The 1,479-nt window shown below is 48.0% G+C and carries 1 protein-coding gene and 1 pseudogene; both read left to right on the top strand.

The genetic code is table 11. The features are described 5' to 3' along the window. Window positions 1-148, top strand: a 148-nt coding sequence (locus tag ACYQ5K_RS17480; protein WP_459778159.1) for an HPr family phosphocarrier protein, incomplete at its 5' end; no start/stop codon positions are given. 4 nt (window positions 149-152) lie between these two features. Next, window positions 153-1,439, top strand: a pseudogene (gene ptsP / locus ACYQ5K_RS17475) (phosphoenolpyruvate--protein phosphotransferase); the annotation flags it as partial. Window positions 1,440-1,479: the final 40 nt, after the last annotated feature.

The following is a 1,479-nucleotide window of genomic DNA, read 5'->3' as shown; positions in this document are numbered from 1 at the left end:
AGATACACGTGAAGTCAATGCAAAGAGCATTATGGCAGTTATGAGCCTTGGTGTAAAAAAGGGAAATGAGGTTATCATCACAGCTGACGGTGCAGATGAAGAAGAAGCAATCGCCGAAATCCAGAAAGTATTAGAGGAGAATCTGTAGGATTATGATTACACTAAGTGGTAAAAGTGTTTTTGGTGGCGTGGCCATCGGGAAGATCGCTTTCTATAAAAGACAGGAAAAGCAGGTAAGACGGTATCATGTAGAGGATACCGAAGCAGAGGTGGCACGTTTTGAGGAGGCCCAGGAGACTGCGATTGCACAGCTCGGTGAGCTGTATGACAAGGCAATGGAAGATGTAGGAGAAGTCAATGCGGCAATCTTTGAAGTACATCAGATGATGCTGATGGATCTGGATTATGTGGATTCGATTAAGAATATTATTACCACCCAGGAAGTCAACGCAGAGTATGCCGTTGCAACGACAGGAGATAACTTCTCCCAGATGTTTGCATCTATGGATGATGCTTACATGCAGGGACGTGCAGCCGATGTAAAAGATGTATCGGACCGACTTCTCGGTATCCTTTCGGATGCCGGGGAAAGCGGTGTTGTGGCAGACGAACCGGTGATCGTGGCAGCAGATGATCTGGTGCCGAGTGAAACCGTTCAGCTCGACAAGTCCAAAGTGCTTGCTTTTGCAACCATGTACGGATCAGCAAATTCCCATACGGCAATCCTTGCAAGGACTATGAACATCCCGGCTGTTATTGGTCTGGGAGAAGGGCTTGCAAAAGAATATGACGGACATATGGCAGCCATCGACGGATTTACCGGAACCATCTACATTGATCCGGATGAAGAGACCATGAAGGCTATGACCGAAAAGCGCGAAGAAGACCGCAGGCAGAAAGCACTTCTGGAAGAATTGAAGGGCAAAGAAAATGTGACCCTGTCCGGCCAGAAGATCAATGTCTATGCGAACATCGGAAATCTTTCCGATGTGGGCGCTGTACTTAAAAATGATGCAGGAGGGATCGGGCTTTTCCGAAGCGAGTTCCTGTATCTGGAAAGCGAAGATTTCCCGACGGAAGAACAGCAGTTCCAGGTATACAAACAGGTTGCAGAAAATATGGCAGGCAAAAAGGTCATCATCCGTACCCTGGATATCGGAGCAGACAAGCAGGTGGATTACTTTGGACTGGACAAAGAAGAGAACCCGGCACTGGGATACCGGGCGATCCGTATCTGCCTGACAAGACCGGAGATCTTCAAGACACAGCTTCGTGCCCTGTACCGGGCATCTGCTTACGGACAGATCGCCATCATGTTCCCGATGATCATTTCGGTAAAAGAAGTGAAGCAGATCAAGGCGATCATAGAAGAGGTCAAAGAAGAGCTTCGTCAGGCACAGATCCCGTTCCGTGAGGATGTGGAACTGGGAATCAATATTTAGATACCGTCTGCCGTTATGATGCTGCCTCTTCTACACA

The organism is Allocoprococcus similis (assembly GCF_054660775.1).
Note: the sequence above shows the minus strand (reverse complement) of the source record. Positions and strands in the feature narration are given on the sequence as shown.